The following is a 7,317-nucleotide window of genomic DNA, read 5'->3' as shown; positions in this document are numbered from 1 at the left end:
GTTGGGGCTCGATGTCGTTGAGGCTGTTAGGCCTCTGTGGTGTTGAGTCTTGGGTGCTTGAGGCTCCCAGGTGTTGGGGCTCGATGTCGTTGAGGCTGTTAGGCCTCTGTGGTGTTGAGTCTTGGGTGCTTGAGGCTCCCAGGTGTTGGGGCTCGATGTCGTTGAGGCCGTCGAGCCTCCGCGGCGCAGAGTCTCGGGTCGATGTCTCCCAGGCCTTGGGGCTCGATGTCATTGAGGCCGTCGAGCCTCCGTGGCGCAGAGTCTCCGGCCACTGAAGTCCTTGGTATCTCTCCGGAGTCTCTGAGGTTCTGGGGCTTTCGAAATCCTCGATTTGTTGTCCGCGTGGAGGGTCGGTCACCCGTGTGGTGACCGGCCCTCGGGTCGTTTCGGGTTCGCCGGTGTCGGCGATGCCGTCGCTGCGCCGGCCTCGACGTGCATCGTGGCTGTCGCTGCGGTTGTGTCGTCGTGGCGGATCCCAGCCGGATCCGGCCCCGGCAGCGACGTTTGCCGCTTCGGCCGCTCGATCTGTGCGGTCTTGGCGCTATCGGCCGGTGGCCCGCTGCTTGGAGCCGCAGCTGATCACCGCGGTGCTGCCGAACCCGCGCGGGCTTTGCCGGCGGGCGACCGGTTAGTCGACTCGGTTCCGGTGGGGCTTCGGGTGTTGAATGACGTCGTGTCCGCTCACACGCACGACCACATCGACTGGGCCGACCGGCTGACTCAGCTCCGCACGGCCGACACCCTCGACGCCGACGCCCTTTCGGCCATCGCCCGGCGGCTGGTCGCCGCCCTGCCCCCGACGCCCACGATCGTCGACCTCGGCTGCGGCGCGGGCGGCATGAGCACCCACTTCGCCCGCGCCTTGACCACCCATGCCGGCGGCACCCTCATCCTCGTCGACGCGACGCCCGAGCTGCTCGCCGAAGCCGAGAAGTCGGTCCGGGCAGCCGTCAACACCGCCTCGAACACTGCTGGCGTGGGCGATGCGCAGGCCGCACCCGGCGGCGTTGGGGGCGCCGGTTCGACCGGCAGCCTGCCGGCGTCGGAGGACCGCGGCGACGGTGGTTCGACCACTGCGGCCCCGGGCTCGGCCGATGGTCAGGCCACGCCCGGCGACCTTGCGGGCACCAGTTCGCCCGGAGGGCGGCCGGCCGCGAGCGATCGTGCGGAGGGCGGCCCGACGAGTGCGCCGACCGGTGCCGTCGAGGTGCGGGCGGTGCGGGGCGACCTCGCGGACGTCGGGCTGCCGGGGACGTTGCCGGCGGCGGATTTGGTGTGGGCGTCGCGCGTGGTGCATCACTTGCCGGACCAGCAGGGAGCCGTGGGGACCGTCGCGGCTGTCGCGAAGGCGGGCGGGCTGGTCGCGCTCGCGGAGGGTGGGCTCGATTTCCGTTGCCTGCCTTGGGACTTGGGCGTCGGCAGGCCCGGACTCGAGGACCGGCTGCTGGCCGCGCAGGCCGAGTGGTTCATCGGCATGCGCGAGGGCATCGAGGGTGCCGTCGCGATGCCCTACGGCTGGTCCGTCGCGCTGGAGCGCGCCGGGCTCACCGAAGTCGACTCCTTCGGCGCGCTCGTGCACCACCCCGCGCCGGGCCCCGCGATGCTCGCGGACTACGTCGTCCACCGCGTCGCCCGCATCCTCGAGTTCGGCGGCGAGCACCTCACCCCGGACGACCGCGAAACCCTCACCTCTCTCCTCGACCCCAACAGCCCCCACCACCTCGCCACCCGCCACGACCTCTACCTCACCGGCGCGAAGACCGTCCACTGTGGACGTCGCCCGTGACCGCCCCGGACCCCACCTGCTCCCGTTGCGGCCGCGCCCGCTCCGCGGAGCCCGACCCGCTCGCCGCCCTGTCCTGGGTCTCCACCAAGGACAACGGCCGCTCCCAATGGCTCTGCGCGACCTGCGCCCGCGACCACGTCCGCGACATCGAAGCCAAACTCCCCGACGAGTACTGGTGACCCGTCAGGCGACTCTCACCTTCCCTTCGCTGGTTGACAGGGCGACCGCCAACCGGATCAGTCGCGCGCTCCCTGCGCCCTCGCCTGGACTTTCCCGACCGGCTCGCCGCCGCGCACCCGAGGCACTCGACCCGCCACAGGCCGATCACTTCGGCTAGCAACCCAACGAGTCCGCAGCGCTCCGATCCGGCTGGGCACCGCGGGCGGTGCTGGGCCGACAGCTTCTCCGCCGCGAGCACAGGCCCTTTGACCCGCGCTCACGGCGGCCCACGCGACCGTCCGGTGCAGTTGCGCCGCGTCTCCAACTCGCATCGCGGGTGGAGCCGGGTTGGCAGGTTCGCTGCCGTGATCGCGGGCCGTTCGGCCCGCTGATCGGCTGCCGATCCGCACTGCTGTCTGGTGCGGTTGCACCGGTCACTCCGACTCGCATCGTGGGTGGGGGCGGGCTTGCTAGCTCGCCTTCGTGAGCACGTGCCGTACGGCCGACGGTCGCCTACGGGCCTCACTGCTGTTTGGTGCGGTTGCACCGCCACTCCAGCTCGCATCGCGGGTGGAGGCGGGTTGGCTAGCTCGCCTCCGCGAGCATGTGTGCCGTACGGCCCACGATCGCCTACCGGCCCTCACTGCTGTTTGGTGCGGTTGCACCGCGACTCCAGCTCGCATCGCGGGCGGAGGCGACCCGGCAGGTTCGCCTTCGTGAGCACGTGTCCTGCGACCCGTGATCGCCGCCGGCCTCAACCAGAGTCGGGTGCGGGTGGGGCGCTGCCCAACCCACATCGCGGATGGAACGGCTCAGTGCTTTCGCCGTCACGGTCTGCGCTCGCCAGCCCGTCTGGAGGCGTCCGGCGCCGCCGTTTCCCTGGACTTTCCAGGACGGTCGGCGGGCTGCGGTGGGCGGGCGGTGTTCGGGCGGCCCGCCCGGCGTTGCCGAGAGGCTCGGCACGGCCCTCGCTCCGTGTGAACCTCAGGCAATGACCGGACGGGCCAACCAGTCGACCAGCAGCCCGGCCGGGTGCTCACCCCGGCGTCATGCGGCGGTGTCCCGGCGGTGGAGCGCGCGGACCTTCGGGCGGGGTGTGCGGGCGGCCTGGGTGTAGGCGCGGACCAGTTCGTCCGTGACGTCGGCCGGGATGTCGTTGAGTTGGCGGGGTGTGCAGCGCACGAGGACGGTGCCGGTGGCGGTGAGCGCCAAGTGGCTGAAGTCGGTGGGGCCGGCGGCGGTGCGGTAGCGCCAGGCGAGGCCGACCTGGTCCCACCAGGCGTCGGCGATGCCGAGGCGGCGGCCGCGCAGGTCGCAGACCGTGACGTTCCACTGGGGGGACGGCAGGGGAGCGTCGCGGAGGAGGCGGAGGGCCTGGCCGTGGGTGAAGGTTTCACGGTCGTCCATCGCGCGCAGTACGGCGCGGACCGCCGATGAGCCGCGTTGATTGCCGGCGTCGAGTTCGGCCAGGAGTTCGGCGCGGTCGCACAGGCCCCAGAACAGCGGGAGCGTCGTCAGGCGTTCGACGGCCTTCGGGTCGACCGCGCGGCGCGCCAGGTCCAGGGCGGCGCGCGGGCCGCCGGCGTAGGGGAGACCGTCGATGATCACGGGTTCGGGCATGCGGGCGGTGCGGTAGGTCAGCACACCGGGTTCGGAGGCCGGGCGACGGTAGTGCGGCAGGAGCAGGTGGATCTCGTCCGTGAGCGGGTGGGCGACGCCGTGGGCGCGCAGCGCGTCGGTGCCCGTGATGATGGCGTCGGGGCCGTAGCGCGCGATGGTGGCGTGCAGCAGCTGTAATCGGGACGGCGGTTTGTCCTGGATCACGAACACGCCGGGGTATACGCGGCGCCACGGCCCGCCCGGTCGCGCCATCCTGGCGGCTCTTCGGTTCGAGATTCCGGCGCTGCGCAGTTTCTTGAGGTCGATCACGCCGACCGACGTGGAGTCACGGTGAGCCACGTCCCGGATGCTTGCGGTAGTCGTCATGATTCGAGGATGACCGCTCGGCCATCCGAGTGGAACCGGCTTCGCGGATCTGTGGATAACTCCGCGAATCAGGTCTGTGGCACCGCCGGACCTGTGGACAACTCAGCGAGCGAAACCTGGCTGCCACCGCTCCACGATGCCGCGCGCCGGGACCACCGCGTCGAGCTGGCAGAGGATGCCCGTGGACCCCGCGGTGACGCGGTGGATCATCAGGTACTCCGGCGGCAGGTTCAGCGACCGGCCGACGCGGAAGTCGCTGCCCCGGGTGTCGCCGACGCGCCCGGCCTGGCGTTGCATCCAGCGGCGCGTGAAGTGGAACGTCGGCGTGGCCAGCGGTTCCGTGAACGGCGCGAGGTACGCGAGCACCTCGTCGGCGGCCAGGTCGGAGTCGGTGCGGACGAAGCCGTTCTCGCGCAGGAGCCGCATGAGGTCGTCGGACTCGCCGTCGAGGGCCAGGCGCGTCATCTCGCCCAGGTGGCGCGGGATGCCGTTGGGCAGCTTCGCGACGCCGCCGAAGTCGAGCACGCACAGGCGGCCGTCGTCGGTGACCATGAAGTTGCCGGGGTGCGGGTCGGAGTGCAGCAGGTGCGCTCGCGCCGGCGACGAGTAGTGGAACTCCATCAGCAGCCGGCCCGCGAGGTTGCGCGTCTCCTGGTCGCCGCCGGCGATGACCTTGGACAACGGCGTGCCCGTGACCCACTCGGTCACCACGACCTTCGGCGCGCTCGCCACCACGCGCGGGATGAGGAACGCGGGATCGCCCTCGAACGCCTTCACGAACGCGCGCTGGTTGTCGGCCTCGTTGAGGTAGTCGAGCTCCTCGTCCATGCGGTCGGCGAGCTCCGCCATCAGCGGCTTCACGTCCGTGCCGGGCACGAACGCCTGGAACAGCCGGCTGAAGCGCTGCAACTGGCGCAGGTCGCTGCGCAGCGCCTCGTCGGCCCCCGGGTACTGGACCTTCACGGCGACCTCGCGCCCGTCGTGCCAGGTGGCGCGGTGGACCTGGCCGATGCTGGCCGACGCCGCCGGGACGTCGTCGAAGTGCTTGAACCGCCCCTCCCACGAACGGCCGAGCTGCTGCGCCAGGACCCGCCGCGTCTGTTGCGCCGACATCGGCGGCGCGGCGGACTGCAGCTTGGTCAGCGCTTCGCGGTACGGCTTGGCCATGTCGTCGGGCACCGCGGCCTCGAAGACGCTCAGGGCCTGGCCGAACTTCATCGCGCCGCCCTTGAGCGTCCCCAGCACCTCGAACAGCTGCTCCGCGGCCTTCGCCGACAGCGTCGCGCTCACCTGTTCCGCGCTCTGGCCCGCGAGGCGCTTGCCCCATCCGCCGACGGCCCGGCCGGCTATCCCGAGGGGAATGCTGGCGAGTTTCGCGGTGCGCGCCGCACCTCGGCGCGGCATTGCGGATTCGCGGTCTGCGGAGTCGGTCACCCTCCGATTCTGCCTTGGTGACCTTGGTGGCCGCAGCCTGCCAGGGGGTGTGGGCTACGTCTCCGGTGGCGCTTCGGGCGCTCCGCAATCGCAGTCCGGGTGCGGTTCCCAGTAGCGGTGGCGCAGGTGGCCTTCGAACGGATCGAGCTCCAGGGTGCTGTTCCACGTCGGCGGTGGCTCGGCACTCGGCGACAGCACGCGCAGCGCCTGCGCGACGGCCAGCGACGCGCACGCCTGGACGGACGCGAGATCGGGCCGCTGGTCGACGTCGACGAGCTGGGTCGCGACGCGGGGCCACGAGTCGTCGAGGTCGGTCTTGCTCAGGTCGCAGCAGCGCAGACATGTGCTTCGGCCCGGCACGACGAGCGGGCCGACGAGGATCGTGCCGTCGCGGACGCGGGCCGGCAGGTGGGTGACGCCGTCGTCGACCAGCTCCGCCACCAGCTCCGGGGCGGGCACGACGGCGTCCGTGAGCACCACGACGTCGGGCGAGCGCTGCAGATTGCGGGCGGTGCTCACCTCGGGCGCGACGCGGGCCAGCACGTTCTGGGTGGCTTTGCGCCGCGAAAGGCCCAGCTCGGCGGCGGTGAAGCCCGAACCGAGGTCGGCGTCGGTGACGACGCCGCCGGAGCGGACGTCGATGTGCCCGACCCCGGCGTTGGCCAGCAGCACGGCGACGGCCACGGCGATCCTGCCGTCGCCCCGGACGGCCACCAGGCTCTGGCGTCTTCGCTCGGTGAGCGCGGTCTGGTGGTGCCGGGCGCGCAGGGACCAGAAGCCCGTCTCGACGCGCTTGGAGGCGGGGCTGGGTGCTTCGGTGACCAGGCCCAGCGCGGTGAGCTGTTTGAGCAGAAGCCGCAGCTGGTCGCGGTGTTCGCTCTCGGCGAGCACCGCGTCGAGGCGGCGGCTGCCGTCGAGCCGGCGCACGAGCGCGACGACGCTCGGCGCCAGCCCGGTGGCCACCACGCCGTGGCGCGGGTCGAGGCCGATCTGGACTTCGTCGTTGCCGCGTTCGAGCACGTGGAGGCCCTGGAGCAGCGTCGGGTAGGCGGGGAGGAGGACGTTCGGCGGCGGAACTGTGGACAGGCTCATGATGATCAGCTTGACACCTCGGCGGCGGCCGATCGGCGCTCAGAGGTGAGTTATCCACAGGCAAGGCGAGTTGTGGACAACTCGGGGCTGTGACCTTTCGACGCTCCCAAGTTGTCGGTCGGTGGCCTTACCGTTGTCGGGTGGTCGAAGCACGGATGCCCTCACTGCGGGGCCGGGGCGGAACGAACCCCCCGTCGGACACTCCTGAACACAAGGTCGAGGTGCGGCGCAGCGCGCGCCGGCACCGGACGGTCACCGCGTACTGGAAAGACGACACCCTCGTGGTGCTCATCCCGGCACGGATGACCCGCGCGGAAGAGAGGCACTGGGTCGCGGAGATGGAGCGCAAGCTGCAGCGCACCGAACCGCGCAAACCCGCGTCGCCGAAGTCCTCCGACGACGCGCTGCTGGCACGCTGCGCCGTGCTGGCGGCGAAGTACGTCGATCCACGGGCGATACCCGCGAGCGTGCGCTGGGTGCCCCCCATGCGCACCCGCTGGGCCTCCTGCACGCCCGTCGACGCGACCATCCGCGTCAGCGACCGCCTGCGGCGCGTGCCTCAGTGGGTCCTGGACTACGTGCTGGTCCACGAGCTCGCCCACCTGCGCGAACCCGGGCACGACGCGGCGTTCTGGACGCTGGTCAACCGCTACCCGAAGACGGAACGCGCGATCGGGTACCTGGAGGGGCTGTCGGCGGCGGCTGGGTGGGGGATTTCGGAGGAGGAGGACGACTGAGCTGGTCTCTTGCCTGCCTGGGGTTGAAGGCGGTTTTGCTCGAGGTCAGGAAGCCACGGCCCGCGCATTCGCGCAGGTGGTGAGTCCGCGGCTTGGGGACAGGTCGGCGCGATTGCCGCGGAC

At 71.4% G+C, this 7,317-nt stretch carries 6 protein-coding genes; 3 read left to right on the top strand and 3 right to left on the bottom strand.

The window, feature by feature from the left end; translation table 11 throughout:
* Positions 1-673: 673 nt before the first annotated feature.
* Entirely contained in the window at positions 674-1,786 is a 1,113-nt protein-coding gene (locus AB0878_RS34810) for a methyltransferase domain-containing protein (RefSeq protein ID WP_366584547.1), read from the top strand.
* Positions 1,783-1,965 carry a hypothetical protein gene (locus AB0878_RS34805; RefSeq protein WP_366584545.1) on the top strand — a complete coding sequence of 61 codons (183 nt, stop codon included), beginning with the start codon at positions 1,783-1,785 and terminating at the stop codon, positions 1,963-1,965. Before AB0878_RS34810 ends, AB0878_RS34805 begins: the two co-directional genes overlap by 4 nt.
* Before the next feature lie 1,027 nt (positions 1,966-2,992).
* On the opposite strand, the gene AB0878_RS34800 is transcribed toward AB0878_RS34805, so the two are convergent.
* The 3 genes from AB0878_RS34800 to AB0878_RS34790 form a co-directional block, all read right to left on the bottom strand.
* Complete coding sequence (locus tag AB0878_RS34800; protein ID WP_366584543.1) at positions 2,993-3,931, bottom strand: hypothetical protein; 939 nt, start codon at positions 3,929-3,931, stop codon at positions 2,993-2,995.
* A 102-nt stretch (positions 3,932-4,033) separates the two neighbouring features.
* The gene (locus AB0878_RS34795; protein WP_366584541.1) at positions 4,034-5,365 is read right to left on the bottom strand and encodes an AarF/ABC1/UbiB kinase family protein; all 1,332 of its coding nucleotides are present in this window, start codon (positions 5,363-5,365) and stop codon (positions 4,034-4,036) included.
* A gap of 54 nt (positions 5,366-5,419) precedes the next feature.
* Complete coding sequence (locus tag AB0878_RS34790) at positions 5,420-6,457, bottom strand: hypothetical protein (RefSeq protein ID WP_366584539.1); 1,038 nt, start codon at positions 6,455-6,457, stop codon at positions 5,420-5,422.
* 221 nt (positions 6,458-6,678) lie between these two features.
* On the opposite strand from AB0878_RS34790, the gene AB0878_RS34785 reads away from it, so the two are divergent.
* A complete protein-coding gene (locus tag AB0878_RS34785; protein ID WP_366584588.1) occupies positions 6,679-7,194 on the top strand; it encodes a M48 family metallopeptidase in 516 nt (171 codons plus the stop codon).
* Positions 7,195-7,317 lie beyond the last annotated feature (123 nt).

The organism is Amycolatopsis sp. NPDC047767 (genome assembly GCF_040704195.1).
Taxonomy (GTDB): domain Bacteria; phylum Actinomycetota; class Actinomycetes; order Mycobacteriales; family Pseudonocardiaceae; genus Amycolatopsis.
This window is presented reverse-complemented; position numbering and strand designations above follow the sequence as displayed.

Coding starts and splice junctions, on each gene's coding strand:
- AB0878_RS34790 (WP_366584539.1), bottom strand. CDS start 6,457: ATGAGCCTGTCCACAGTTCCGCCGCCGAACGTCCTCCTCCCCGCCTAC.
- AB0878_RS34800 (WP_366584543.1), bottom strand. CDS start 3,931: ATGACGACTACCGCAAGCATCCGGGACGTGGCTCACCGTGACTCCACG.